Source organism: Mycobacterium bulgaricum (assembly GCF_041287165.2).
Lineage (GTDB): Bacteria > Actinomycetota > Actinomycetes > Mycobacteriales > Mycobacteriaceae > Mycobacterium > Mycobacterium bulgaricum.
The window spans coordinates 247,965-274,095 of sequence record NZ_JBGGKV020000004.1 but is presented as its reverse complement, the minus strand read 5'-3'; the positions used below and the strand labels follow the sequence as shown (position 1 = coordinate 274,095).

General features: G+C 66.7%; 23 protein-coding genes. 7 read left to right on the top strand and 16 right to left on the bottom strand.

Annotated features, from left to right (window positions below):
- Positions 1-2: 2 nt before the first annotated feature.
- The gene (locus ACAG24_RS14445; RefSeq protein ID WP_370473081.1) at positions 3-1,229 is read left to right on the top strand and encodes a glycosyltransferase family 4 protein; all 1,227 of its coding nucleotides are present in this window, start codon (positions 3-5) and stop codon (positions 1,227-1,229) included.
- A 3-nt stretch (positions 1,230-1,232) separates the two neighbouring features.
- Here ACAG24_RS14445 and zwf read toward each other — a convergent pair whose 3' ends face one another.
- Positions 1,233-2,744, bottom strand: a complete 1,512-nt coding sequence (gene zwf, locus ACAG24_RS14440; RefSeq protein ID WP_370472908.1) for a glucose-6-phosphate dehydrogenase — start codon at positions 2,742-2,744, stop codon at positions 1,233-1,235.
- Positions 2,745-2,899: 155 nt separating this feature from the next.
- Entirely contained in the window at positions 2,900-3,637 is a 738-nt protein-coding gene (locus tag ACAG24_RS14435; RefSeq protein WP_370472907.1) for an acetyltransferase, read from the bottom strand.
- Positions 3,638-3,721: 84 nt separating this feature from the next.
- On the opposite strand from ACAG24_RS14435, the gene ACAG24_RS14430 reads away from it, so the two are divergent.
- Both ACAG24_RS14430 and ACAG24_RS14425 read left to right on the top strand, forming a co-directional pair.
- Positions 3,722-5,011, top strand: a complete 1,290-nt coding sequence (locus tag ACAG24_RS14430) for a BamB-related PQQ repeat family beta-propellar protein (protein WP_370473080.1) — start codon at positions 3,722-3,724, stop codon at positions 5,009-5,011.
- Positions 5,012-5,126: 115 nt separating this feature from the next.
- Entirely contained in the window at positions 5,127-6,674 is a 1,548-nt protein-coding gene (locus ACAG24_RS14425; protein ID WP_370472906.1) for an alanine/glycine:cation symporter family protein, read from the top strand.
- On the opposite strand, the gene ACAG24_RS14420 is transcribed toward ACAG24_RS14425, so the two are convergent.
- The 9 genes from ACAG24_RS14420 to ACAG24_RS14380 form a co-directional block, all read right to left on the bottom strand.
- Complete coding sequence (locus ACAG24_RS14420) at positions 6,664-7,392, bottom strand: esterase (RefSeq protein ID WP_370472905.1); 729 nt, start codon at positions 7,390-7,392, stop codon at positions 6,664-6,666. The two genes, ACAG24_RS14425 and ACAG24_RS14420, sit on opposite strands and share 11 nt — an antisense overlap.
- An 83-nt stretch (positions 7,393-7,475) precedes the next feature.
- Complete coding sequence (locus tag ACAG24_RS14415; protein WP_445206195.1) at positions 7,476-8,702, bottom strand: class I SAM-dependent methyltransferase; 1,227 nt, start codon at positions 8,700-8,702, stop codon at positions 7,476-7,478.
- Positions 8,648-9,637: a class I SAM-dependent methyltransferase gene (locus ACAG24_RS14410; protein WP_370472903.1), complete on the bottom strand. Its 990-nt coding sequence runs from the start codon at positions 9,635-9,637 to the stop codon at positions 8,648-8,650. The genes ACAG24_RS14415 and ACAG24_RS14410 overlap by 55 nt, the downstream gene beginning before the upstream one ends.
- A 9-nt stretch (positions 9,638-9,646) precedes the next feature.
- Complete coding sequence (locus ACAG24_RS14405; RefSeq protein ID WP_370472902.1) at positions 9,647-10,306, bottom strand: enoyl-CoA hydratase; 660 nt, start codon at positions 10,304-10,306, stop codon at positions 9,647-9,649.
- Positions 10,303-11,091, bottom strand: a complete 789-nt coding sequence (locus ACAG24_RS14400) for an NUDIX hydrolase (RefSeq protein ID WP_370473079.1) — start codon at positions 11,089-11,091, stop codon at positions 10,303-10,305. The genes ACAG24_RS14405 and ACAG24_RS14400 overlap by 4 nt, the downstream gene beginning before the upstream one ends.
- 35 nt (positions 11,092-11,126) lie before the next feature.
- Positions 11,127-11,969: an ABC transporter ATP-binding protein gene (locus ACAG24_RS14395; RefSeq protein ID WP_370472901.1), complete on the bottom strand. Its 843-nt coding sequence runs from the start codon at positions 11,967-11,969 to the stop codon at positions 11,127-11,129.
- 13 nt (positions 11,970-11,982) lie between these two features.
- On the bottom strand, positions 11,983-12,648 hold the full coding sequence (locus ACAG24_RS14390; protein WP_370472900.1) for a nucleoside/nucleotide kinase family protein: 666 nt from the start codon (positions 12,646-12,648) through the stop codon (positions 11,983-11,985).
- Positions 12,611-13,228, bottom strand: a complete 618-nt coding sequence (gene yczE / locus ACAG24_RS14385) for a membrane protein YczE (RefSeq protein WP_370473078.1) — start codon at positions 13,226-13,228, stop codon at positions 12,611-12,613. The genes ACAG24_RS14390 and yczE overlap by 38 nt, the downstream gene beginning before the upstream one ends.
- 60 nt (positions 13,229-13,288) lie before the next feature.
- Positions 13,289-13,441, bottom strand: coding sequence for a hypothetical protein (locus ACAG24_RS14380; RefSeq protein WP_370472899.1), 153 nt, complete (start codon positions 13,439-13,441; stop codon positions 13,289-13,291).
- Between the two features lie 62 nt (positions 13,442-13,503).
- On the opposite strand from ACAG24_RS14380, the gene yczR reads away from it, so the two are divergent.
- Positions 13,504-14,946, top strand: a complete 1,443-nt coding sequence (gene yczR / locus ACAG24_RS14375) for a MocR-like transcription factor YczR (protein WP_370472898.1) — start codon at positions 13,504-13,506, stop codon at positions 14,944-14,946.
- A 53-nt stretch (positions 14,947-14,999) separates the two neighbouring features.
- Here yczR and serB read toward each other — a convergent pair whose 3' ends face one another.
- On the bottom strand, positions 15,000-16,229 hold the full coding sequence (serB, locus tag ACAG24_RS14370; RefSeq protein WP_370472897.1) for a phosphoserine phosphatase SerB: 1,230 nt from the start codon (positions 16,227-16,229) through the stop codon (positions 15,000-15,002).
- Positions 16,230-16,248: 19 nt separating this feature from the next.
- Positions 16,249-17,991 (bottom strand): aa3-type cytochrome oxidase subunit I, encoded by a 1,743-nt coding sequence (gene ctaD, locus ACAG24_RS14365; RefSeq protein WP_370473077.1) that lies wholly within the window; start codon positions 17,989-17,991, stop codon positions 16,249-16,251.
- 217 nt (positions 17,992-18,208) lie between these two features.
- Between ctaD and ACAG24_RS14360 the strand changes: the two genes are divergently transcribed.
- The 3 genes from ACAG24_RS14360 (at position 18,209) to ACAG24_RS14350 (ending at position 22,339) form a co-directional block, all read left to right on the top strand.
- Positions 18,209-19,363, top strand: a complete 1,155-nt coding sequence (locus tag ACAG24_RS14360; RefSeq protein ID WP_370472896.1) for an iron-siderophore ABC transporter substrate-binding protein — start codon at positions 18,209-18,211, stop codon at positions 19,361-19,363.
- 169 nt (positions 19,364-19,532) lie between these two features.
- Positions 19,533-20,579 carry an NAD(P)-dependent alcohol dehydrogenase gene (locus tag ACAG24_RS14355; protein ID WP_370472895.1) on the top strand — a complete coding sequence of 349 codons (1,047 nt, stop codon included), beginning with the start codon at positions 19,533-19,535 and terminating at the stop codon, positions 20,577-20,579.
- 170 nt (positions 20,580-20,749) lie between these two features.
- On the top strand, positions 20,750-22,339 hold the full coding sequence (locus ACAG24_RS14350; RefSeq protein WP_370472894.1) for an APC family permease: 1,590 nt from the start codon (positions 20,750-20,752) through the stop codon (positions 22,337-22,339).
- On the opposite strand, the gene ACAG24_RS14345 is transcribed toward ACAG24_RS14350, so the two are convergent.
- From ACAG24_RS14345 to ACAG24_RS14335, 3 genes are read right to left on the bottom strand one after another with little or no spacing between them, the layout of a single operon-like run.
- Complete coding sequence (locus ACAG24_RS14345; RefSeq protein ID WP_370472893.1) at positions 22,336-23,325, bottom strand: FAD binding domain-containing protein; 990 nt, start codon at positions 23,323-23,325, stop codon at positions 22,336-22,338. The two genes, ACAG24_RS14350 and ACAG24_RS14345, sit on opposite strands and share 4 nt — an antisense overlap.
- Positions 23,322-23,855 (bottom strand): (2Fe-2S)-binding protein, encoded by a 534-nt coding sequence (locus ACAG24_RS14340; protein WP_370472892.1) that lies wholly within the window; start codon positions 23,853-23,855, stop codon positions 23,322-23,324. The genes ACAG24_RS14345 and ACAG24_RS14340 overlap by 4 nt, the downstream gene beginning before the upstream one ends.
- Positions 23,852-26,077 (bottom strand): xanthine dehydrogenase family protein molybdopterin-binding subunit, encoded by a 2,226-nt coding sequence (locus ACAG24_RS14335; RefSeq protein ID WP_370472891.1) that lies wholly within the window; start codon positions 26,075-26,077, stop codon positions 23,852-23,854. The genes ACAG24_RS14340 and ACAG24_RS14335 overlap by 4 nt, the downstream gene beginning before the upstream one ends.
- Positions 26,078-26,131: the final 54 nt, after the last annotated feature.

Sequence of the window (26,131 nt, the reverse complement as noted above, 5' to 3'; positions counted from 1 at the left end):
AGCTGAAAATACTTCTGGTGTCATGGGAATACCCGCCGGTGGTGATCGGCGGTCTGGGCCGCCACGTCCATCACCTGGCGACTGAACTCGTCATGGCGGGCCACGAGGTCGTCGTGCTGAGCCGCCGCCCCACCGGCACCGACCCGCAGACGCATCCGACCACCGACGAGGTCCACGAAGGCGTGCGGGTGATCGCGGCGGCCGAAGACCCCCACGAGTTCGCGTTCGGAACCGACATGATGGCGTGGACTCTTGCAATGGGTCACGCGATGATCCGCGCCGGCCTCGTGCTCACCGATTGGCACCCGGACATCGTGCACGCACACGACTGGCTCGTCGCGCAGCCGGCTGTGGCACTGGCCCAGTTCTTCGACGTCCCACTGGTTTCCACGATCCACGCCACCGAAGCGGGCAGACACTCCGGTTGGGTCTCCGGCGCCGTGAGCCGCCAGGTGCACGCGCTGGAGTCGTGGCTGGTGCGCGACTCGGATTCGTTGATCACGTGTTCGGCGTCCATGCGCGACGAGATCAGCACACTGTTCGGACCCGAACTGTCCGACATCACCGTGATCCCGAACGGGATAGACACCGACGGATGGCCGTTCGCCGAGAGGAAGCGGCATCCGGGGCCCGCGGAGCTGCTGTACTTCGGCCGCCTCGAGTACGAAAAGGGTGTGCACGACGCCATCGCCGCGCTGCCCCGGATCCGGCGCAGCCATCCGGGCACCACCCTGACGATTGCCGGCGACGGGACGCAACTGGACTTTCTGCAGGAGCAGGCGCGTAAACACAAGGTTCTCAAGGCAACGAATTTCGTCGGCCGCGTTGATCATTCGCAGCTACTTGCGCATCTTCATCGCGCCGACGTTGCGGTGCTGCCGTCGCACTATGAGCCCTTCGGGATCGTTGCGCTGGAGGCCGCAGCCGCCGGCACGCCTCTGGTGACGTCGACGGCAGGCGGGCTCGGCGAAGCCGTGATCAACGGCGTGACGGGAATGTCGCACCCGCCGAACAACATCGGAGCTCTGGCCACCGCGGTCCGCGCTGTCCTCGACTCCCCCGCCGCCGCCCAACGGCGGGCGATCGCGGCGCGGGAACGCCTGACATCCGACTTCGCCTGGCACACCGTGGCCGCCGAGACCGCTCAGGTGTACCTGGCGGCAAAGCGCGCGGTACGCAGGCCGCAGCCGCGACGACCGATCGAGGAACGCCCGCTGCCGGACCGGTAGCGCCTAGGATTTCTTCTCTCGCCACGCGCGCTCGAACGGAAGCCGCCAGGCATTGGGCGCTATCAGCTGGTGGATGGAGTTGGGTCCCCAGGTTCCCGGCTGGTAGCTCTTCACCGCGGGCGGATCCTCGAGCAAATCCATCGAACGCTCCCAGAGGGATTCGATGCCCTCGGCGGTGGTGAACAGCGTGTGGTCGCCGCGCATGGCGTCCAGGATCAGGCGTTCGTAGGCCTCGAGGACGTCGCCGAGTTGCTCGGTTTCCTGGGTGGAGAACTGCATCGACATTTTCTCCAGCTTCATTCCCGGCCCCGGCCGCTTGCCGTAGAAGGACAGCGACACCTTCGAGGCGTCGGCGAGATCGAACGTCAGGTGATCGGGACCCTGGGAGCCGACGCCGGAACCGGACGGGAACATCGTGCGCGGGGCCTCTTTGAACGCGATCGAGATGATGCGCATGCCCTCGGCCAGCTGCTTGCCGGTACGCAGGTAGATCGGCACCCCCGCCCAGCGCCAGTTGTCGATGCCGACCTTCAGGGCGATGAACGTCTCGGTATCGGAATCCCTTGCCACACCGTCGAGTTCGCGGTAGCCGACGAACTGACCACGAACCACGTTGCGGCTCTCGATCGGCAACATGGAGCGGAACACCTTGTTCTTCTCCTCGCTGATGGCCCGGGGTTCCAGCGCGGTCGGCGGTTCCATCACGACGAACGCCATCACCTGGAAGAGGTGGGTGACCACCATGTCCTTGAACGCGCCCGTGCTCTCGTAGAAGTTGGCCCGCTCGTCGAGGCCGAGCGTCTCGGGGATGTCGATCTGGATGTGGTCGATGAAGTTGCGATTCCAGATCGGCTCGAACAGGCCGTTGGCGAACCGGAACGCCAGAATGTTCTGCGCGGCCTCCTTGCCGAGAAAGTGGTCGATCCGGAAGATCTGCCGCTCCCGGAACGTCTCGTGGACGAAGTCGTTGAGTTCGACCGCACTGGCCAGATCGGTGCCGAACGGCTTCTCCATCACCACGCGCGACCGCGCCACCAAATCGGCTTCACGCAACATCGTGATGACCGCCCGCGCCGCCTTCGGGGGCACCGAGAGGTAGTGCAGCCGCTGCACCTGCGTGGTGTCGTCGGGAGCGAGGCGGCGCTCTGCCTCCGCAACGGCGGCGCCCAGCGCCTCGGGTCCCGCGCCCTGCGGCACGTACGTCAGAATTTTCGCGAAGTTGTCCCACTGCTTGTCGGTCAACTTGTGGGTGCCGTACTTCTCGATGGACTCCTTGGCCACTTCGCGGAACTCATCGTCGGTGAGATCCTCCAGCGATGTCCCGACAACCTGGATGTGGGGCGCCAATTCGGATTGGTCCAGGTACGCCATGCCGGGGATCAGCTTGCGCTTCGCCAGGTCGCCCGTAGCACCGAACAGCACGATGACGTGGGGCGCCAACGGTTCCTCATCCCTGCGGTAGGGGCGAGCGCCGGGTGCGGGATAGGAGATCGTCTGGGGCGTCCTTGTGGTCACGGGAAAATGCTGTCACCTGTGCCAGGCCGACGCAGCCCCTGCCGCGAACGACTCGGCCGAGTCGTCAGCGCGCCGCTTTCTTGTCGGCCGCGAACCCCTCGGCCGAGTCGTCAGCGCTGTTTCTTCCTTGTCGGCCTCGTCCCTCGGCCGAGTCGTCAGCGCGCCGCTTTCTTGCGTTCGATGTCGGCCAACGCCGCCGCCAGTTCGGCGCGCTCGTTGGCCGAGGTCTCCCACGACAGTTTGCGGTTCTTGACGACCTTCGCGGGCGCGCCGACGGCGATCGAGAAATCGGGGATGTCGCCACGGACCACGGCATGGGATCCGAGCACGCAACCGCGGCCGATCGTCGTGTTACGGAGCACGCTGACTTTGACGCCTACCCAGGTGTCGGGGCCGATGCGCACCGGGCCCTTGACGATCCCCTGGTCCTTGATCGGCAACTCGATGCTGTCCATCTTGTGGTCGAAGTCGCAGATGTAGCACCAGTCGGCCATCAGCACCGAATCGCCGAGCTCGATGTCGAGGTAGGTGTTGATCACGTTGTCCCGTCCGAGGACCACCTTGTCGCCGATGCGCAGCGACCCCTCGTGGCAGCGGATGGTGTTCTTGTCGCCGATGTGGACCCACCGCCCGATCTCCATCTGAGACAGCTCCGGCGTCGCCTGGATCTCGACGTCCTTACCGAGAAAGACCATTCCCCGGGTGATGATGTGCGGGTTTGCGAGCTTGAACTTCAGCAGACGGAAGTAACGGACGAGGTACCACGGGGTGTAGGCGCGGTTGGTGATCACCCATTTCAACGATGCGACCGTCAGGAATCTGGCTTGGCGCGGATCCTTCAAACGCGAACCTCGCCACCGCTTGTGCAACGGTGCACCCCACATCGTCGTCATGGCCGGACAGCCTACGCGCTCCTGGCACTGTGCAGCGGTTACCCTCACGTGGGCTCGAACTACGACGCGATCAGAAGGGATCTCGTGCTCCGGCGAATCACCGCGGTGGCTGTGACGGCACTGATGGCCGGTGTGCTCGCCGGTTGTGGCAACACCGATTCCTGGGTCGACGCCCGCGCCGCGACGGGCTGGCCGGCGCAATACGCCGACGCCGCGAACACGAGCTCCGCGCCCGTCTCAGGGGCCGAGAACCTGCGGCTGGAATGGGGGCGGTCGGTCAAGGGCAGCCTCGCCGCCCAGGTCGCTCTCGGTTCGGGCAACTATCTGGCCGTCAACGGACAGACCGAGGCCGGCTGTTCGCTGATGGTCTGGGAGGTCAACAACCGCGCCCGCCAACGCTGGTGCACTCGGCTGGTTCAGGGCGGCGGAGTCGCCAGCCCTCTGTTCGACGGTTTCGACAATCTTTACATCGGTCAGCCGGGCCTGCTGCAGTCCTTCCCGTCAACCCAGTGGGTGCGCTGGCGCACCCACGTGATCGGGCTGCCGCTGACGACGCGGATGGTGGCACCGGGCCGACTGCTGGTGGTCACCCACCTCGGCCAGGTGCTGGTCTTCGACGCCCATCGCGGCACGGTGACGGGCAATTCGCTCGATCTGGTCGGGGGGCTGGACCCCACCGACTCCGAGCGCGGACTCGCCGACTGCCGGCTGGCGCGGCGCGGTTGCCCGGTTGCTGCGGCTCCGGCCTACTCGGAGGCGACCGGCATGATCGTGCTGTCGCTGTGGGAGCCCGACGCCGAGAAGCCGGTGCTGGTCGGTCTGCGCTACCAGCAGGGGCAGACCCCGGAGCTGACGCGCGAGTGGACCAGCGACGCGGTCGGCGGCGGCCCGCTGGCCAGCCCGGTGCTGTCCCTGGATGGAACGACGGTCTACGTCAACGGCCGCGACGAGCATCTCTGGGCGATCAACAGCGCCGACGGCACCGAGAAGTGGGCGGTGCCGCTGAACTACCTCGCCCAGACTCCGCCGTCGGTGACCCCGGAAGGCTTGGTCATCGCCGGAGGTGGACCGGGCTCGCGGCTGACCGCGATCCGCGACACCGCCGAGGAGGGCGAGGAGGTGTGGACGAGCGAGGAGACGTCCCCACTGACCACGTCGAGCCTTGCCGACGTCGGCTACGCCGTGGTGCGTGACGGCGAGGGTGACGCGGCGGGCTTGGCCTTGCGCGTTTTCAATCTGGGCGACGGCAGCACGCTCAACACCTATCCGCTGCCGAATGCGAGCGGGTGGCCTGTCGGGGTGTCGATCGGGCATGACCGCCGGGTGATCGCCGCGACCAGCGACGGTCAGGTCTACGGATTCGCGCCGGCATGACCGGACAGTGACCGGTCTGCTAACAGCCAGTTCACACTAATGCAACACCCGCCACGGCCGGCTCTGCGACCATGCGTTCTGGAGCCTCACCCGCTGCGATGACGAAGGATGCGAAATGACTGACTTCCTCGGTGCCGTGAACGATCTCGTCTGGCACGAGACACTGGTCTACCTGTGCTTGGCGGCAGGGGTTTACTTCTCGATTCGATCCCGCTTCGTACAGGTCCGTCAGATCCCCGAAATGGTGCGTCTCATGCTCAGGGGCGAGAAATCGCCGTCCGGGGTCTCCAGCTTCCAGGCGCTCACCATGTCCCTGGCCGGACGGGTGGGCACCGGCAACATCGCCGGTGTGGCCACGGCCATTGCCTTCGGCGGACCTGGCGCCCTGTTCTGGATGTGGACGGTGGCCTTCCTCGGTGCGTCGACGTCGTTCGTGGAATGCACGCTCGGTCAGATCTACAAAGAACGCGACCAGTTGACCGGCGAGTACCGTGGGGGGCCGGCGTACTACTTCCGCACCGCGCTCTCCCACACCGCGGCAGCCGGGGCGATGAAGGTCTACGGGTACGTTTTCGCCGCGGTCACCCTGCTGGCCATGGGGCTGCTGCTGCCTGGCGTGCAGTCGAACTCGATGGCGTCGGCGATGAGCTCGGCGTGGGGCTTCTCCAAGTGGTGGGTGGCGATCGGGACAGTGATCGTGCTGGCCTTCGTCATCATCGGCGGGGTGAAGCGCATCGCGACGTTCGCCTCGATCGTCGTGCCGTTCATGGCGGTCGTCTACATCGCGCTCGCGCTCGTCGTCGTCCTGGTCAACGCCTCGGAGATCCCGGCGATCATCTCGTTGATCTTCTCCAGCGCCTTCGGGATCGATTCGGCGTTCGGCGCCATCATCGGCCTCGCCGTGATGTGGGGCGTCAAGCGCGGCATCTACTCCAACGAGGCCGGCCAGGGCACCGGACCGCATGCGGCCGCGGCGGCGGAGGTGTCACACCCCGCCAAGCAGGGCCTGGTCCAGGCATTCGCGGTGTACGTCGACACCTTGTTCGTGTGTTCGGCGACCGGCTTTCTCATCCTGTCCACCGGCGCCTACCGGGTCTTCGAAGGCGGAACCGCGGACGGCGCAGTGATCAGCGAGGGCGGCCGCATCCTTCCCGCCGACGCTGAGGTCGGGCCCGCATTCGCCCAGGCCGGGTTCGACACGCTGTGGAACGGCGCCGGCTCCAGCTTCATCGCGATCTCGCTGGCCTTCTTCTGCTTCACGACCATCGTCGCGTACTACTACATGGCGGAAACCAACCTGCGCTTCATTCTGGGACGCTTCGCCACCGTCAATGCCCGGTTCCTGCCCGGATCGTTGGGCGCCACCATGACGATGCTGCTGCAGGGGCTCATCCTGGTGGCGGTGACCTTGGGCGCCGTGTCGACCGCCTCGGATGCCTGGACCCTGGGCGACATCGGCGTCGGGCTGATGGCGTGGCTCAACATCATCGGGATCCTGATTCTGCAGCAGCCCGCCTACAAGGCCCTGCGCGACTACGAGAAGCAGAAGAAACAGGGCCTGGATCCCCAGTTCGATCCGGTGGCGCTGGGCATCAAGAATGCGACGTTCTGGGAGAACAGGAACCCTGCCACCGGCAAGGACCGCGAAACAGCTAAGGCGTGACCGGCGGCAGCGCCAACATCGAAGCGATGGCCGTCCGAGGAATCGTGGCCTGCAGCGCGCCGCCCGCGCCGGCCATGATTTCGCCCTGACCGAAGTAGAAAATCACTGAGTCGTCGGTGATGGCGAACTCCGTGTACTTGGCCGGGTCGAGGCCCGCCGATGGTGAGATCGGGGCGTCGACGCCGAGCTGACGGGCGATGTCGGCCTGCACGATCGGGAAGATGACGTCCAACGGCTCAGCGCCGGGCTTGAACAACGTGTCGAACGTGATCGGCGCCTTCGCGGCGACGTCCCAGTTGAACGACTTGAACCACGTCTGAGGATGGGCCCCGCCCACGTTCTCGTAGACCTCGAAGACCACGCTGCGCGTTCCGCCGTCATCGGGACCCGTCCGGTAACCGGTCCCCCGGGCGTCGAGGACGTAGGGCAGGTTCCACGAGCCGGGCATCTCGGAGACGTTCACGAAGCCGTCCCGGGTCTGCTTCAGGTACGCCGTGAGCGACTGCTGGTCGGGGTAATCCGCGGGGAACGTGTAATCCAGCCGGTAGGTGGGGTTTTCGGCGTGTACCCGACAGATCTGGTCGGCATCGACCAGGCCGCCCAGTTCGGCGCATGCCGAAGGGGCAGCGGCAACGACGGGTTGGGCGGGCGCCGTCGGCGCGGTCACCAAACCGGCCGTGATACCGGCCGCCGTCAGAGCAGCAGCGAGAAAGCGCATCGTCGACGTCCTCAGGATTGGGGGGCTACACATGAGATTTCGGTGCTGGTGTCAGCGTCGTTACGGCCAGGGTACGTGAGCGTTCACCGTGACGGACGACATAGGAATGCCGTTGCCCGGCTTGCGGCCCCGGAGCCCAGCCGGGTGATGACGACCGTCACCTGTGTCGAGCCCCGCAGGCGCAGCCGGGTGCGCAGCGCGTCGGGATCGACGTCGACACCGCGGACCAGGATTTCGGCCGCACCGACGTCGCGGGCCGAAAACGCCTGCCGGAGGTGGCGTTCGTTGAAGGCCAGCGTCTCGAGCACCTCGAAGCCCCGGACGCCGTGGGGCAGCTGGTCTCCGGACAGGTAGGCGATGTCGGGGTCGAGCTGCCACAGACCGTGCCGGACGGCGTAGTGGCGAACCAGACCGGCGCGCACGACGGCCCCGTCGGGATCGACGATCCAGCGGCCGGCCTCGGCGACGCCGCAGTCGTCGGGCGCGGTGTCGTCAATCTGTTCGCCGGTGTCGAGCATGGTGGCGCGGCGCCGCACTCCCCTGTCTCCGAGTCCGCGTGACCACAGGCACGCCTCCCGCACACTGCCGCCCAGTGACGTCACCTCGATCTCACCGTCGAAGCCCATCTGCTCGACGACGGCGAAATCGATTCCGGGAGCGCACTTCACGGCGTAGTTGCGCTCGCGCAGCACATCGAGGAGCTCATCGAGCGGCGGCAGGTAGGCACGCGGGTCGAAGCGGCGACGGGAGCCGCTGCGGCGCGCCGGGTCGACGAGGACGACCGCGTCGCCGGTGACGGGACGCAGCGCGTCGGCACGACACAGGGCGACGTCGGGTCCGTCGAGTCCGAGGTTGTGGCCGGCCATCGCCAGACGCACCGGGTCGATATCGCTGCCGACCGCGAAGCTCGCCCAATGGCGTAGCGCCGCAAGCTCGGTGCCGATCGAACACGTCGCATCGTGGACGACGGCTCCGCGGAGACGTCGGGCGCGATGCTCGGCGACCGGCCCCGCCGTCGACTGCTGTAGCGCCTCGTCAGTGAACAGCCACTCCGCCGCGCGCTCGAACTTCGCCGCACCCTTGCGGCGCAGCTTCACGGTCTCCACGATTACCGCGGTCCGGTCCCCGAATTGTTCTCTGGCCGAGGCGATATCGGGCACCAAAGACGAGTCGGTCAGCGCGTAGCGGGCGACCTCGGCCAGCGCGAGGCGTCCCGCATCGCTGCGGAGATACCTCACATCGTCGAGGCCGAAGGCTACGACTTCTCGGCCCCTGGCTTGACCCCCGTCACCATGACGTTGTAGAACCAGCCCTTCGGCACGACCCGGCGCCAGACGTTGGCATCCACCCACGACAGCGTCGTCCAGCTGCCGAACGCGAATTTCGCCCAGCCCCAGCCCAATCGGCCCGGGGGCACAGCGGCCTCGAACGTCCGGATGGGCCAGCCCAGCATGGCGGCGGTGAATTCCTCGCTGGCCGTACGCACCTCGATCGCGCCCGCGTTGGTCGCCATCGTCTCCAGATCGGCGGGATCGAAGGTGTGCAGATCGACGACCGCCTCGAGCGCCGCGGCACGCGACGATTCGTCCAGCTCGGCCTGCGGGCGGCGCCAGTCCGCGAGCATCGGAAGCTTCGTGATGTTCGTCGCCGCATGCCACGTCAGCGTGGAAAGCTCACGGGCGTAACGGTTTCCGACAGTCGTCGGCTCTCCGGCGAACACGAACCGCCCGCCCGGCTTGAGCACCCGCACGACCTCACGCAGCGACAGTTCGACGTCGGGGATGTGGTGCAGCACCGCATGGCCGACCACGAGGTCGAAGGTGTTGTCCTCGTACGGGATGCCCTCGGCATCGGCGACGCGGCCGTCGATGTCCAGGCCCAGCGATTGGCCGTTGCGGGTGGCCACCTTGACCATGCCGGGCGACAGGTCGGTCACCGAACCGCGACGCGCCACCCCGGCCTGGATGAGGTTGAGCAGGAAGAAGCCGGTACCGCAGCCGAGCTCGAGTGCTCTGTCGTAGGGCAGTTCGCGCTGGATCTCCTCGGGGACCGCGGCGTCGAACCGTCCGCGGGCATAGTCGACGCACCGCTGGTCGTAGGAGATCGACCACTTGTCGTCGTAAGTCTCGGCTTCCCAGTCGTGGTAAAGCACCTGGGCCAGTTTGGTGTCGTGCATCGCTGCTTCGACCTGCTCTTTGGTCGCACGCGGCTGCGGAGCGGGATCGGTGACATCAGAACTCGTCATGAGGGCAGCCTAACGTCTCGCGAACGAAGCTTTCGCCGCAGCCAGGACCTCGGGCGGGTAGTCCACGAAGCGTCTCGCCCAGGCCAGCGCGGCGTCGTACACGCCGTCGGGGGCCACCATCTCGTCGATCAGGCCGAGCTCCAAAGCCTCGCGCGCGTCCACGAATCGCCCGCTGAACACCAGGTCCTTGGCCTTGCTCTTGCCGACGGCGTCGGCCAGCCGGCCCGCCCCGTCGCCCACCGGCGCCAGGCCCGCCAGGATCTCTGTCGCTCCGAACTTGACGTTGTCGCCGCTGACCCGCCAATCGGCGGACAATGCCAGTGTCAGGCCCGCCCCCAGCGCGTAGCCGGTGATCGCTGCGACGGTCGGCTTCGGCAGCGCCGCCAGCGCGTCGATCGCTTCCTCGCAGACCCGCGCCGCCACCGCGGCTTCGTCGGCGGTGAGGGTGTGCAGCTCGGGCATGTCCTCCCCGGCGGAGAAGATCTCGTGACCGCCGAAGACGATGACGGCGGCGATGTCGTCACGTCCGCCAAGTTCGGCGGCAGCGTCGGAGATCTCGCGGTGCACCTGCCGGGTCAGCGCATTGGTGGGAGGCCGCGACAGGAGCAGCGTCGCGATGCCGCGCTCGGCACCGTTTTCGGGGTACACGACCCCGACGAATTCCCTCACGCGAGCGGTGCCCCGTCGGTGTATCCCTGCGGTGCGCGCCTGTTCCGGGCCTCGTTGTAGCGATCGCTGTTGAAGAACTCGATCTCCCAGTTGCCACCCTTCTTGGCCTCCAGCGACGGTTCGACCGCGACGATCTTGCGTTCCACCGCCAACACCTCGGCGACGGTGCGCCCGTTGAGTGCGTCGAGCTGGGTCCACGTCGGAGGGAGTAGGAAGCTGCGGCCCTCCGCGAAATCGTCGAGGGCGGCTTGCGGGGTCACCCAATCAGCTTTGTCGGTCTCGGTGTTGTCGCCGTCGGCGCGCTGCCCGTCCGGCAGGGCACCGACGAAGAAGAACGTGTCGTAGCGGCGGGTCCGCTCCTCCTTCGGTGTCACCCAATTCGCCCACGGCCGCAGGAGGTCCGCCCGCAGCACGAGCTTTTCCGCGTGCAGGAACTCACCGAACGACAGCGACTTGTTCTCCAGGGCCGCCCGCTGCTCGCGGTACACCGAGGCGTCGTCGACCAGCAGATCGGGGTCGTCCGCCGGGCCTGCGAACAGGACTCCGGACTCTTCGAACGTCTCCCGGGCGGCGGCACACACCAGCGCCTCGGCGAGTTCTTCGTCCACACCGAAGCGTCGCGCCCACCACGCCCGGTCGGGTCCGTGCCACGCGACGTCGGCGTTGCGGTCACGGTTGTCGACGCCCCCGCCGGGAAAGACCATGACGCCCGCGACGAAGTCCATCGCCGAATGGCGCCGCATCAGGAAGATCTTGATTCCTTCCGGGGTGTCGCGGACCAGCATCACCGTCGCAGCGGGGCGGGGTACCAACGGGTCGCTCACTGGCGCCTCCTGTGTGCGGCGCGGCTGCGCACGCGCCGCGCGAAATAGCGTCCGTCGAGAACATCCAGGGCGATGGACTGCCCGAACGCCTTGGACAGGTTGTCGGCGGTGAGCACGTCGGGCAGGAGCCCGGCGTCGACGACCTTGCCCTCCGACAGGATCAGGCAGTGTGAAAAGCCCGGAGGGATCTCTTCGACGTGGTGGGTGACCAGGACCAGGGCCGGGGCGTCCGGATCAGCGGCGAGGTCGCTCATCCGGGCAACGAGCTCCTCGCGGCCGCCGAGGTCGAGACCTGCCGCGGGCTCGTCGAGCAGCAGCAGCTCAGGGTCGGTCATCAGGGATCGCGCGATCAACACCCGCTTGCGTTCACCTTCCGACAGGGTGCCGTAGGTGCGCTCCGCGAGATGCTCGGCGCCGACGCTCTCCAGCGTGTCGACCGCCTGCTCGTAATCGACGTCGTCGTACTTCTCCCGCCATCGCCCCATCACCGCGTAGCCGGCGGAAACGACGACGTCGCGTACCACTTCGTCGTCAGGGACCCGTTGCGACAGCGCGGCGCTGCTGAGACCGACGCGGGACCGCAACTCCGACATGTCGACCCGGCCGAGCCGCTCGCCCAGCACATAGGCGGTGCCGGATGACGGGTGCTCCATGGCCGCGGCCATGCGCAGCAGCGAGGTCTTGCCCGCCCCGTTGGGGCCGAGGACCACCCATCGCTCGTCGAGTTCGACCGACCATGTCACGGGCCCGACGAGGACCCGGCCGTTGCGGCGCAGACTGACCTTCGCGAAGTCGATCAGCAGGTCGGGGTCGGCTGCTTCTTCTTCCTCGACAGGCACCCGCTCATCGTAGTCAGGCCGAGAACGCCCAGCCGCGCGCGCCGTTGACGACGACGCGGTCCGCGGCGCCGGCAGTGGACGAGACCAGTTCGGCGTTGCGCTCGTCGACGTCGGTGACCCAGGCGTGGGCGGCGTCGGGACGCTTGCCGAACTCGACATGGCGGGCGAGCAGCCGCTCGATGCGGGTCCGTTCGTCGGCGACGACGAACCACACCTGGTCCATGGCCCGCCGGGCGCGCCGCCACGGTGGACGATCCAGCAGCAGATAATTGCCCTCCGTGATGACAAGTCGCGAGGAGGGCGGCACGACGACAGCGGCGGCGAGCGGCTGCTCCAGGTCTCGTTCGAACCCGGGAGCGTAGACGTCGCCGTCGATGTCCTGGCGTAGGCGTTCCAGCAGGCTGGCGTAGCCCGCGGCGTCGAAGGTCTCCGGCGCGCCTTTGCGGTCCGACCACCCGAGGCGGCGCAGCTGCACGTCAGCGAGGTGAAAGCCGTCCATCGGAACATGCGCGACCCATCCCGGCCCGCGTCGCTGCGCGATGACATCGAGCAGCGCCCGCGCCAGTGTGGACTTGCCCGCTCCGGGGCTGCCGGCGATCCCGAGCACGGCCCGGGGTGCGCTCTCCCCCAGCGCGATGGCGTCAGCCGCCAACGACTCCAATACCTGTGGGCTGCTCATCCTTGTCATCATCGACGGCTCGCTGCGCCGAATCCACGGGGGCCCAGCCACTCACGGCGAGTATCCGGTCGGGCGTCAGCCGGACGAACAGCTGCACCAGCGGGCCGATGCCGAACGCGTACACCACGGTGCCGATGCCGACCGTCCCACCCAGCAGCCAGCCGACAGTCAGCACAGAGACCTCGATTGTCGTGCGCACCAACCGAACCGATCGTCCGGTTCGCACGACCAGTCCGGTCATCAGGCCGTCGCGGGGCCCCGGGCCGAGGCCGGCGCCGATGTAGAGAACCGTGCTGAACGCGTTGAGGACCACCGCGCCGAGCATCAGCGCGATCCTCACTGTGATGGACGTCGGCGCAGGGAGGAGCCACAGCGCGACGTCGACGGTGACCGCGATGACGATGACGTTGGCGACGGTGCCTACGCCGGGCCGGTTCCGCAGCGGGATCCAGGCCAGCAGCACCGCCACGCCGACCACCGCGGAGGCCAGTCCGATCGTCATGCCGGTCCGCAACGCCAGGCCCTGGTGGAAGACGTCCCAGGGGTCCAGTCCCAGGCCACTTCGCACCATCATCGCCATCGACAGGCCATAGCCCGACAGCCCGACGAGCAGTGCCGTTGCGCGTGCCACGGCGAACAATTACGCGTGGTCCGGAAAGTGCATGCGGATCGCGTCGAGTTCGCTGCGCACGCGGCGAGCGTCCGCATCGCGTTCATCGAGCATCCCGCCCATGGGCGGCAGGTAGTAGAGATCAGCGAGTCGGTGCGCCAGACGAGATATCCAGTGGGTCATGTGGCTATCGTCTTCCACAACTGGCTTGCTCTTCAATATCCAGTCGGGCCATACTGGCTCCAATGACTGAAGCACTGGCTACCCGTTCGCTCGATGTGGACCTCCTGACGCGCGAGCTCGGCAATTGGCGAACGTCCAGTCGTAGCGGCCCGGCCTATGTCGGCCTGGCCGACGCAATCCGCCTGCTGATCATCGACGGTCGGCTACCGGTGGGCGCGCGACTACCGAGTGAGCGCGCACTCGCCGACGCGCTGCGGGTGTCCCGCACCACCGTCACCGCCGCCTACACCCAGCTGCGCGACGACGGATACCTCAATGCCCGCCGCGGTGCGCGCAGCACCACCGCGCTGCCCGTCGAGCCGGTGCCGCCGGTTCGCATCACATCCTCGGCGGCGAACCTCGCCGCCGCCACACTGGCCGGCCCGGCCGCGGTGCTGTCGCGGGCGTTCGCCGAGGCCGCCGAACAAGTCACCCCCTATCTGCACGACATCGGCATCGAGCTGACCGGGGTTCCCGCGCTGCGCTCCGCTATCGCCGAAAGATACTGTGCGCGTGGACTTCCCACCGATCCCGACGAGATCATGGTGACGACGGGTGCGCTGCACGCCATCGGCCTGATCCTGGCCACCTACACCCAGCCCGACGACCGGGTACTCGTCGAGCAGCCGACCTACCACGGAGCGCTGGCGGCAATGGCGACCCGCGGCGTGCGACCCGTACCCGTGGCGCTGGCCCCTGGCGGTTGGGAACTCGACGCGGTGGAAGCCGCCATCGGACAACTCGCGCCGAATCTGGCCTACTTGATCCCGGACAATCACAACCCGACCGGGATGACGATGCCGGTGGCGGATCGAAAGCGACTGGCGCACATCATCGGTGAGACACGAACCCGCACCATCATCGACGAGACGATCACCGACATGTGGCTCGACGAGCAGGTGCCGCCACCATTCGCGTCCGTCGTCACGGCGCGTCGTGACCTGGTCATGACGGTCGGGTCGATGTCGAAGTCCTTCTGGGGCGGGTTGCGGATCGGATGGATTCGGGCCGACCGCACCACGCTGGCGACCATAGGCGCACTGCGCCCGGCGATCGACATGGGCACCCCGATCGTCGAACAGATCGCTGCCGCAAGGCTTTTGGCCGCAGAAGGCGAGGTGCTTCCCGAGCGGCGCGACATTCTGCGGTCGCGACGTGCCCTGCTGCTGCGGCTTCTGGCCCAGCATCTGCCCGATTGGGAGCCGGTGCCCGGCACGGGCGGGCTGTCACTGTGGGTGCGGCTGCCCGCGCCGATGAGTTCGGCATTGTCGGCAGCCGCGTCACGGATGGGTTTGGAGATCCCTCCCGGCCCGCGGTTCGGGCTCGACGGCACGCTGGAACGCTTCATCCGGGTGCCGTTCACCCTGCCCGACGATCAGCTCGTCGAGGCCGTCGAACTGCTCGCGCGCGCGTGGCGCAGCGTCACCGGGCTGACCACACCGGAACCGGCGGCCGTGGTGGTGTGATTTCGGTGTAGTTGGTCAACGCCAGCGAGACCACGTACACCGAAATCCCGGCGTCAGTCGGGGATGTCGACGCGGCGGACGACACCGTCGAGCGCGTCGGCGGCTTCGATCTCCCCACGGGTCACCCCGAGGATGAACAACACGGTGTCCAGGTACGGGTGGTTCAGTGACGCGTCGGCCACCTCGCGCAGGGCCGGCTTGGCGTTGAACGCCACACCGAGCCCGGCGGCCGACAGCATGTCGATGTCGTTGGCGCCGTCGCCGACGGCCACCGTCTGCTCCATCGGCACCCCGACCTGGGCCGCGAAATCGCGCAGCGCCTTAGCTTTCGCGGGCCGGTCGATGATGGGCCCGACCACCCGTCCGGTGAGCTTGCCGTCGACGATCTCCAGGTGGTTGGCGGCGACATAGTCGAGCATCAGTTCTTCGGCCAGCGGTTGGATGACCTGGCGGAAACCACCGGACACCACACCGCAGTGGTACCCGAGGCGCCGCAGGGTCCGAATGGTCGTACGCGCCCCTGGGGTCAGCTCCAACTGGTCGGCCACCTCGTCGACAACCTCGGCGGGCAGGCCTTCGAGAGTGGCCACCCGGCGGTGCAGCGATTCGGCGAAGTCGAGTTCGCCCCGCATCGCCGCTTCGGTCACCTCGGCGACCGCGGCCTCGGCGCCGGCGTGCGCGGCCAGCATCTCGATCACCTCGCCCTGGATCAGAGTGGAATCGACGTCGAACACGATCAGCCGCTTGGCCCGCCGCGTGAGGCTGTAGTCCTCGACCGCGATGTCGACGCTCTGCTCGACAGCAACTCTGGCGAGTACCGCCTGCAGTTCGCGGTACGCGCCCGACGGTACGGACACCCGTAGCTCCAGGCCCGTCACCGGGTAGTCAGAGACTCCGCGGATCGTGTCGATGTTGACGCTCAGGTTCGCGGCTTCGCGTGCTACGACCCCGAAGGCGCCCGCGGTGATCGGCCTGCCCAGCACCACGATGGTGTGCGTGGACGGGTCCCGCAGCACCGGCAGGTGATCGCTGCCCTCGATGGTGACATCGAGGCCTACGTTCCAGATCGCCTTCTGCACCTCATCGCGCAGCGCTGTTCCGCCCGCGACGTCGGCGGGACCTGCGACGAGGACGCCGAGCGTCAACCGGCCGCGGACGACGACCTGTTCGACGTTGAGCAGTTCGACGTCGTGTCCCGACAGCACCTCGAAGAGCGCAGACGTGACACCTGGTTTATCGCGACCGGTGACGGTGATGAGCACCGACACCCTCGACGTTGTCACCCCGGTGAACCGCTCCGCGTCAGGTACGGACGTTCTCTTCGTTGCGCGTCACGTCGCCGTCCTCCGGACCGTGGGCACGACCCACGTGGGCCTCGCGGCGCATCCGCTCGACCATGTGCGGGTAGTGCAGCTCGAAGGCCGGACGCTCCGAACGGATGCGCGGCAGCTCGGTGAAGTTGTGCCGCGGCGGCGGGCAGCTGGTGGCCCACTCCAGGGAGTTGCCGTAGCCCCACGGATCGTCGACCGTGACGACCTCGCCGTAGCGCCAGCTCTTGAACACGTTCCACAGGAACGGCAGCGTCGACAGGCCGAGGATGAACGCACCGATCGTCGAGATGACGTTCAGCGTGGTGAATCCGTCGCTGGGCAGGTAGTCCGCGTAGCGCCGCGGCATGCCCTCGTCGCCCAGCCAGTGCTGCACCAGGAACGTGGTGTGGAAGCCGATGAAGGTGAGCCAGAAGTGCACCTTGCCGAGCCGCTCGTCGAGCAGACGGCCCGTCATCTTCGGGAACCAGAAGTAGATGCCCGCGTAGGTCGCGAACACGATGGTGCCGAAGAGCACGTAATGGAAGTGCGCGATGACGAAGTAGCTGTCGGTGACGTGGAAATCCAGCGGCGGGCTGGCCAGCAGCACGCCCGACAGACCACCGAGGAGGAATGTCGCGATGAAGCCGACGGAGAACAGCATCGGTGTCTCGAACGTCAACTGGCCTTTCCACATCGTGCCTATCCAGTTGAAGAACTTGATGCCCGTCGGCACGGCGATGAGGAAGGTCATGAAGGAGAAGAAGGGCAGCAGCACGGCGCCGGTGGCGTACATGTGGTGCGCCCACACCGCGACCGACAGCGCCGCGATACCCAACGTCGCGTAGATCAGGGTGGTGTAACCGAAGATCGGCTTGCGGCTGAACACCGGGAAGATCTCCGACACGATCCCGAAGAACGGGAGCGCGATGATGTACACCTCGGGATGCCCGAAGAACCAGAACAGGTGCTGCCACAGCAGAACACCGCCGTTGGCAGGGTCGTAGACGTGGGCGCCGAGATGGCGGTCGGCGGCAAGACCGAAAAGAGCGGCGGTCAGCAGCGGGAAGGCCAGCAGCACCAGGATCGACGTCACCAGGATGTTCCAGGTGAAGATCGGCATCCGGAACATCGTCATGCCGGGAGCGCGCATGCAGACCACCGTGGTGATCATGTTGACGCCGCCGAGGATGGTGCCCAGACCACCGACTGCGAGACCCATGATCCACAGGTCGCCACCCGGGCCGGGCGAATGAATCGCATCGGTCAGCGGTGAGTACGCGGTCCAGCCGAAGTCTGCGGCGCCGCCGGGGGTGATGAAGCCCGCGGTGGCGATCAGCGCGCCGAACAGGAAGAGCCAGAACGAGAACGCGTTGAGGCGCGGGAACGCGACGTCGGGGGCGCCGATCTGAAGCGGCAACACCAGGTTGGCGAACCCGAACACGATCGGGGTGGCGTAGAACAGCAGCATCACCGTGCCGTGCATGGTGAACAGCTGGTTGTACTGCTCGTTGGAGAGGAACTGCAGGCCGGGCGCGGCCAGCTCCGTGCGGATGAACAGCGCCATCAGGCCGCCGATGAGGAAGAACGCGAAGCACGCGACGCAGTACATGATGCCGATCAGCTTGTGATCGGTCGTCGTGATCAGCTTGTAGATCAGGTTGCCCTTGGGGCCGATCCGCGCCGGGAAGGGGCGACGGGCTTCGAGCTCACCGATTGGGGGCGCTTCGGCTACCAACTGGTCCTCCAACCTTCCGTGACGCTGACCGGATACCCGGATTGAGCGTCGGGAGACCGACAATTCGGACGTCGGCGAACCGACACATCGTCTTGAATCCTAGACCCCCAGTCTGCCCGAGGTCGCGGTGGTCCTACAAACTGTCGTAATCAATTCACGCCCGGTGCCGCGACGGGCGTTGAGCTGCTGCAAAGCACCAGGATGTTACGGTCGGCGCGTGCTGTTCACGGGAGCGCGGGCGGGCCGACGGGTCTCCCGGTCGGCGGCGCAGGCAGCGCTCGGCGCCACTGTCGTCGTCCTCGCTCTCAACGGCTGCGGCGCCGGCGGGGCCCCGGTCACCGGCAACGGCGGCAGCGGCAGTTCGGTGATCACCAGCACGACGCGCATCGCGGGCGCCGGTGTGCTCGGCAACGATCGGCGGCCGGACGAATCGTGTGCGCCAGAGCCTGCGCGTCTCGACGACGGACCTGCTGACCGTGAGGTGCGCAATGCGACCGGACACGGGGTTTCCCCGCCGATTCCCGAGACAACGACGGTCCGCGCCGATCCGCAGCGCATCGTGGCGCTCTCCGGTGACCAGCTGGATGCGTTGTGTGCCCTCGGCCTGCAGTCGCGCGTCGTCTCTGCGGCCCTGCCGGACGGCTCCGACACCCAACCTTCCTATCTGGGGGCCGTCGTGCACGAGCTGCCCGGAGCCGGAAGTCGAACCACTCCGGACCTCGAAGCGATCCGCGGAGCCGGCCCCGATCTCATCCTCGGTTCGGTGGCGCTGACACCCGAGGAGTATCCGGCGCTGTCGGACATCGCCCCGACCGTGTTCGGCGGTGCGCCGGGGGCCGCATGGAAGGACAACCTGCGTCTCGTCGGCGCGGCCACGGGTCGCCGCGAAGCGACCGACGCGATGATCGAGGACTTCGACCGGGCGGCCGACAGGACCGGTGCGGACAACGATGCGACCCACTTCCAGGCGTCGGTCGTGCAGTTCACCGATACCACGATGCGGGTGTTCGGCGTCGACAACTTCGCCGGCAGTGTGCTCGCCGATGTCGGCGTCGATCGTCCTGCGGCACAACGTTTCACCGACAAGCCGTACCTCGAGATCGGAGTCACCGACGAGGACCTCGGTGACTCCCCCGACTTCTCGGCGGCCGAAGGCGACATCGTGTATGTGTCGTTCGCCACCTCGCAGGCGCGCGACCGCGCACCCGAGGTGATGGAAAGCGATGCGTGGAAACGCTTGTCCGCCACCCGAGACAATCGTGTGTTCGCGGTGAACAACGAAGTGTGGCAAGGGGCAGACGGTGGCGGGAACATCGTCGCCGCCCGCGGCATTCTCGCCGATCTGCGCTGGGTGAACTCGCCGATCAACTGACGTCACGCCCTGCCGGGAGTGATGACCGCAACTATCTTTGAGGTCCCGGTATGGGACTAACCGGCCGCAGCCGAGGTGTTGTGAGCAGTGTCTGCAACGTCGCGGACCCGTTTTGTCGCGCCTCTTCACGGGGTAGGCGAATTCCACAGACGATGACCGAAAGGTTGAGATGAGCACCGTAACCGCCTATGCAGCCCCTTCTGCGACGGAGGCGCTGAGCCAGACCACGATCACCCGACGCGAGGTCGGCGCGAACGACGTGTCGATCGAGATTCATTTCGCCGGCATCTGCCATTCGGACATCCACACCGTGCGTGGCGAGTGGGGCAAGGTCAAGTACCCGATGGTGCCCGGCCATGAGATCGCCGGCCTGGTCACCGAGGTCGGATCCGACGTGACCAAGTTCAAGGTCGGCGACCGCGTGGGTGTCGGCTGCTTCGTCGACTCCTGCCGCGAATGCGAATACTGCCTGGCCGGCGAGGAGCAGTACTGCAACAACCCCGGCATGGTCGGGACCTACAACGGCACCGGTCGTGACGGGCAGCCGACCCAGGGCGGGTACAGCGGCGCCATCGTCGTCGACGAGAACTATGTGCTGAACATCCCCGAGTCCATCCCGCTGGACAAGGCGGCACCGTTGCTGTGCGCCGGCATCACCACGTATTCGCCACTGCGGCACTGGAATGCGGGTCCCGGCACTCGTGTCGCGGTCATCGGCCTCGGCGGCCTGGGGCACCTCGGCGTCAAGCTCGCCGTTGCATTGGGCGCTCACGTGACCGTGCTGAGCCAGTCGCTGAAGAAGATGGAGGACGGTTTGCGGCTCGGCGCCTCCGAGTACTACGCCACCAGCGACCGGGATACCTTCACGAAGCTGAAGGGCTCCTTCGACCTCATCCTGAACACGGTGTCGGCGAATCTCGACCTCCAGGATTACCTGGGGCTGCTCACGCTCGACGGCACGCTCGTCGAACTGGGCATGCCCGAACACCCGATGGAAGTTCCTGCGTCAGCGCTGATCTTCGGTCGCCGCCGAATCTCCGGTTCGCTCATCGGCGGTATCGCCGAGACGCAGGAGATGTTGGACTTCTGCGCCGAGCACGATGTGACACCCGAAATCGAGGTCGTCACACCCGACTACATCAACGAGGCCTACGAGCGCGTCCTGGCCAGCGACGTGCGCTACCGCTTCGTGATCGACACCGAAACCCTTCGCTGACTGCGACTCGGCCGTCTCCGCCGCCGGAGACGGCCGAGCTGGGAGTTGTCTGGGAGCGGTGTTAAATCTGGATGACCCCGGTTGAGGGGTGGTCTATACAGTGCGACGCTCTCTTCGGTCTGCAGCGTGGCAGGCAGTCAAACGATTGCAATCCGAAGGAGAAACGCCGTATGGCGAGCGATTCCGTTTCGGCGTCCACGACCGTGGAGCCCGCGCCGGCAGGATTGAAGAAGGGCGCGGTCGGCATGGTCGCGGTCATCTTCATGGCCGTCGCAAATGCTGCGCCGATCACCGCGATGACCGGCAACACACCGATCGCAGTGGGTTACGGCAACGGACTCGGCGCACCCGCAGGCTTCCTCTTCGCAACGATCATCCTGACGCTGTTCGCGCTCGGATACGTCGCGATGGCCAAGCACATCACCACCACCGGTGCTTTCTACGGCTTCATCTCCCACGGTCTGGGCCAGGTGTGGGGCATGGCCAGCGGCTTCCTCGCCACCTTCGCCTACATCGTCTTCGAGGGATCGCTGATCGGCGGTTGCGCCTATTTCGCCAATGACGCGGTGAACACCATTGTGGGAGTCGACATCCCGTGGCTGGTGTTCGCGGTCGGAGCGATTCTGATCATCGCCGCACTGTGCTACTTCCACATCAGCTTCACCGCGGCAATTCTCGGAGTGACTCTCGTGGCAGAAGTGTTGATCCTGTTCGGACTCGCCTTCTCGGTGATCGTCAAGGGCGGCGGACCAGACGGATTCATGCTGGATCAGACAGTGCTGCTGAACAATGCGTTCGAAGGTCTGCCCGGCGGCGCGTTCGGGACCGCCGCGGCAGCCGGTTCGATGGCGATCGGCCTGTTCTTCGCGTTCTGGTCCTGGGTCGGGTTCGAGACCACCGCCGTCTACGGCGAAGAATCACGCAACCCGAAGAAAATCATCCCTAGGGCCACGCTGATCGCGGTCATCGGCCTGGGCCTGTTCTACACGTTCATCTCCGCGATGGTGCTGGCAGGCAACGGCGCCAAGGCTTCGGTCGAGGCGTCGATCAGCGCATCGCCACTGGACCTGTTCTTCGGGCTGGTGGAGACCAACCTGGGCGGGTTCCTGCTCGACGTCTACAAGATCCTGCTGGTCATCGGGTCCTTCGCCTGCGCGCTGGCCTTCCACAATGCGGCCTCGCGCTACCTTTTCGCCCTCGGGCGCGAGATCCCCTCCGCCGCAGCGCGAAAGACCATCGGCGCCGCGCACCCCAAACACGGTTCGCCGTACATCGCGTCCACGCTGCAGAGCGCCATCACCTTGGTGATCGTCCTGCTGTTCGCCGGCTTCACCGCGGTGCAGGTTCCCGACGCCGACGGCGTGCCCGTGGACACCCCGGCGCTGGTTCCCTACGTGAACATCTACGGGCTTCTCGCGTTGATCGGCACTGCAGCGATCATGCTGGTGCAAGCGATCTGTTCGGCTGCGGTGATCTCGTACTTCTGGGCGCGGAAGACCCACCGCGGCAACGTGATCACCACCTTGATCTGCCCGGCCATCGGCGGTGTGGCGATGCTGTACGTGGTGTGGCTGCTGTGGGACAACCGCGCGTTCGCGGCCGGACTGGCCGCGAACTCCCAGGTGTTCAAGGCCGGCCCGTACATGATCCTTGCCGTGTTCGTCATCGGTCTGGCGTATGCCCTGTGGCTTCGCTCGGCCAAACCGGACGCGTACGCCGAGATCGGCCGCACCGTGATCGAGGACAGCCACGAGCGTTAGGACATCCTGGCGGCGGCTTCACTGAGAGCTCGCACGACGCTGTTCTTCGCGAGAGGAACCTTGAAACCGTTGTGCTGCAACGGTGAGGCGCCTGCGAGCGCAGCCTCGGCCGCCGCCAGGAAGGTTTGCCGCTCGGGTGCCCGGCCGATGAGTGCCGCCTCTGCGGCCGGCACCCTCCACGGTGTGGAGGCGACGCCCCCGAGGGCGATGGCAGCCGAGCGAATCACGCCGTCCTCCACATGTACGGCCGCAGCCACCGACACCAGGGCGAACGCGTAGCTGTGCCGGTCCCGGACCTTGAGATACCAGCTGTTCGGCCCGAACGGCGACGGCGGCAACTCGACGGCGACGATGAGTTCGTCGGGGCTCACCGAAGTGTCGCGGTCCGGGTGCGCACCGGGTGGGACATAGAAATCGCCGATGGCGATCGCGCGCTCCCCCTCAGGTCCGCAGACGTGGATCACGGCGTCGAGCGCCGCGAGTGCCACGGCCATGTCCGACGGGTGGACGGCCACACAGGGCGAGCTGGTTCCGAACACCGCATGCTCGCGATTGAAGCCGTCGCGGGCCCCGCACCCCGAGCCGGGGATGCGCTTGTTGCACTGCGCGAAGCCGGGATTCATGAAGTACGGGCACCGTGTGCGCTGCATCAGGTTTCCACCCGCGGTTGCCATGTTACGGATCTGCGTTGTCGCTCCGGACAGAATTGCCTGGGACAGCAGCGGATACCGAGTCCGTACAAGCCTGTGATTGGCGACCGCACTGTTGGTGGCGCCTGAACCGAGACGGATTCCCCCGTCCCGGGTCTCGGTGATCGTATCGATGCCGAGCCCGCCGACGTCGACGAGCACTTGAGGTTGCTCGACCCCCGACTTCATCAGGTCGAGAAGGTTGGTCCCGCCCGCGAAGAATTTCGCCCCGGTCTCACGTGCACGCGAGATCGCGTCGGGCACCGTCGTTGCGCGCTGGTAGTCGAAGGGCTTCATGACTCGTCGTGAACCGATTTGATCGCCGCGACGATGTTGGCGTGCGCACCGCATCGACAGATGTTTCCTGCCATCCGTTCCCGAACTTCGCTGTCCAAGAGACTTTTCGGGCCGTTCGTCACGTCGGCGACCGCCCCGTTGAACGACTCCCCGGACAGGTCACCGCGGTCGAACTCGCGCAGCATGGCCCGCGCCGAGCAGAGGTGGCCCGGGGTGCAGTAGCCGCATTGGAATCCGTCATGCTCGACGAACGCCCGTTGAAGCGGATGGAGCTCGTCACCGTCGGCGAGGCCTTCGACGGTACGGATGTCGGAGCCGTCGATCGACACGGCCAGGGTGAGGCAGCTCAACACCCTCTGCGTGTCGACCTCGACGGTGCACGCGCCGCAGAGGCCGTGATCGCACCCCTTCTTGGTGCCTGTCAGCGACAGGCGCTCCCTCAGCAGGTCGAGCAGTGTCGACCTGACATCGACATCCACCGGTGTGCTGACCCCGTTGACGGTCAGACGGATTCGATGGGGGAAGGTCATGTCCGCTCCTTCGTGCTGGGCTCCAGAACTGCTTCGATCGTCATGGGCAATTCACGCAACCTCTTTCCCGTCGCGTGATAGATCGCGTTGGCGACGGCGGCGGGTACCCCGCATGCGCCGATCTCGCCGATTCCCCGGACGCCGATCGGATCGAGCGCATAGTCCGCGCCGCTGACGAACGCGATGTCGAATGCAGGCTGGTCGGCGTGCGTCGGGACGTAGTACTCGCCGATCATCTGACCGGTGTGGGGGTCGAACGGCACCTGTTCCATGAGTGCCATCCCCAAGCCGAACGTGATGCCACCCATGATCTGGTTGGTGGCCAGTTTGGGGTTGAGCACGCGCCCGCAGTCCATCACGGCGACCCAGCGGGTAATCGTGGCCCGGCCGATGTCTTCGTCGACCTCGACTTCGCAGAAATGCGCGCCGAACGACTGCGACACCGAGCCGTTGTGTTCTGGCTCGACGCTGGATCGCGTAAAGGTCAGCGCCGCCGCCAGATCCGGGCCCGCGTGGGCGATCAGCTCGGCAAGGCGCGGCCCGTCCATCGGATTGGCGAGCTCCGGCCGGGAGGCTTCGACCCACGCATCGAGTCGCCGTCGCCACTCCCGAGCGGCGGCGAACACCGCGGAGCCGACGGTCGCGGTGGTCTGCGAGGCGCCGCTGTACGGAGCATCTGGGAACTCCGAGTCGCCCGAGTCGAACGCAACGTGAGACAGGGGCATACCGGTTCCGTCCGCAGCCAGCTGTGTCATCACGGTGCGGACTCCGGTGCCGATCTCATGCGTCGCCGCACTGAAGCGGACCGATCCGTCAGGCCGTGTCTCGACACCGCAGGCCGCCGGCATCCTGCGGCCGGGATAGGTCGCGGTCGCCATCCCCCACCCCACACGAACCCCGTCGCGCTGCATCACCCTTGCCTGCGGCGGACGCCCGGCCCACCCGAATCGCTCCATTCCCTCGACGTAGCACCGGGTCAGGTGAGCGGCCGACCACGGACGACCGTTGGTCTGGTCATAGGGAACGAGGTTGGCCATCCGCAGCGCCACCGGATCCTTTCCGGTCGCGGCTGCCATTTCGTCCATTGCGACTTCCAGCGCGAACAAGCCTGGCGCTTCACCCGGACCGCGCATGAAACACGGTGTAGGAGCATTGATCCGGGCCACGGTGTGTGTCACCTCCAGCCGCGGAGAGCGATACAGGAACCGAGAGGAGAGGCCTGCAGGCTCGCAGAAGTGGGCGACCGTGGACGTCTCCGTGACGGTGTGGTGTTCGGTGCTGGCGATCAGACCGTCATCGTCGGCGACCATACAGACGCGCTGCTCGGTACGGGGCCGGTGCCCGGTCGAGGTGAACATCTGATCTCGGGTGAGCACCAACTTCACGGGGCGATTGACCGCGCGCGCTGCCACGGCACAGAGGACGACATGCATCCACAGAAAGCTTTTCGACCCGAACGCCCCGCCGACCACCGGCGACACGATCCGGACCCGATCTTCCGGTATCCCCAGATAAGCCGCGAGAACTCGTCGTTCGCCCGTGATCCACCGTGTGGAGTCGTGGACGGTGAGGCGGTCTCCTTCCCAGTGCGCGATCGTGGCCGACAGCTCCATCGGATAGTGCGCATTGACCGGGGTTCGGTAGGTTTCCGCGACGGTGATGCCGCGTGGTTCGTCGACGGCCCCCCTCCGGTCCTGGAGTTTCTCGTCGACCAGCTTGACGAAATGGTCTGGGCGGTAAGCGCCGTGTCGGATCAGCGCTCCCGGTGGGTCATGGGCCGGGGGCCCGTCGACGACGTCGGCTGCGCACAGCTGAGCTGTCGATCGGATGTAGTGAAAGTCCAGTGTCGCTGCGGCCTGCGTCGCATTCTCCAGCGAGTCGGCCACCACCAGAGCCATGTGCTGACCGGCGTGCTGCACCGTCAGATCCGACAGCGGTGTGCGGCGTTCCAGTGGTAGGTCCCATGTCAGGTCTTCTGGAAGGACCTGCAGACGTGGGCAGTTCAACGGCGTCAGAACGTATTTCACACCCGGAGCCGCTTCAGCCCGGCTCACGGCGGCAACGATGGACGCGGCGGTGACCCGGCCGTGCGTGATCGGAGACTGCACCAGTGCCGCGTGCCACAACGCGCCCACCGGGGTGTCGGCGGCATACTGCGCGCGCCCTGTCACCTTGTCGATTCCGTCGACGCGGTCGATGGAGCGCCCAGCGGAGTCGGCCATGCGTTCAAGTTTCGCACTGATGCCGCGTACGGGTCGTCGATGTTGGCTGGACTC